1 protein-coding gene is annotated in these 761 nt (G+C 56.2%); it reads left to right on the top strand.

All coding sequences use genetic code 11. The annotated features are described in order from the left end of the window. Nucleotides 1-54: 54 nt before the first annotated feature. Nucleotides 55-761, top strand: a protein-coding gene (locus tag HNW77_RS17250) for an IS5 family transposase (RefSeq protein WP_172159321.1) whose coding sequence is annotated in 2 segments (ribosomal slippage) — nucleotides 55-391 and nucleotides 391-761 — 708 coding nt annotated over the 2 segments. Because the reading frame shifts where the segments join, the coding sequence is not laid out codon by codon here. This gene is flagged as partial in the annotation.

Raw genomic sequence — 761 nt, 5'->3', positions numbered from 1 at the left:
GGGTCTGTTTGGAATTGATTTTTCACAAGGTCCCTGATGTGCTTTAAACTGCATATGGATCGCTTGATATTGACGGATGCCCAATGGGCGAAAATGGAACCGCTGTGCCTTGGCAAGCAAACGGATCGGGGACGCAGCGGGAAGGATAACCGGCTCTTCATCGAGGCGGTCTTATGGATTGCCCGGACAGGCAGTCCATGGCGGGACCTTCCGACGCATTTCGGGCATTGGAACTCGGTCTATTCCCGTTACAGAGACTGGATGAAAGCCGGTGTTTTCAAACGACTTTTTGAAGCTGTTTCGGACGAAGCCGATATGGAATACGCGATGATCGACGGCACGGTGGTCCGGGTTCACCGCCATGGCCAGGGCGCAAAAGGGGGACCCGAAACCAGGCGATCGGACGCAGTGTGACAGGATGGTCGACCAAGATCATCGCCATGACCGACGCCCTGGGCAATCTGGTCCGCTTTACGCTTATCCCCGGCCAGCATTACGACACGGTCGGCGTTGCTCCCCTTCTTGAACCAGCAGATTTCGGGGCCCTTCTTGCCGACAAGGCATTTGACGTCCACTGGATCGTGGACGCCATACGTGCGCAAGGGGCCCGCGTGGTCATTCCCCAGCGCAAAAATCGTCTCGACAGACGCCCGTTCGATAAAGCCCTGTTCAAGGCGCGCCATCTCATCGAGAACTTCTTCTGCAAGCTCAAGGAGTTCAAGCGTATCGCCACGCGGAGCGACAAGACAGACAGATCATTC

It is taken from the genome of Komagataeibacter melomenusus, assembly GCF_013155395.1.
In the GTDB taxonomy this organism is placed as follows: Bacteria; Pseudomonadota; Alphaproteobacteria; order Acetobacterales; family Acetobacteraceae; genus Komagataeibacter; species Komagataeibacter melomenusus.
This window is presented reverse-complemented; position numbering and strand designations above follow the sequence as displayed.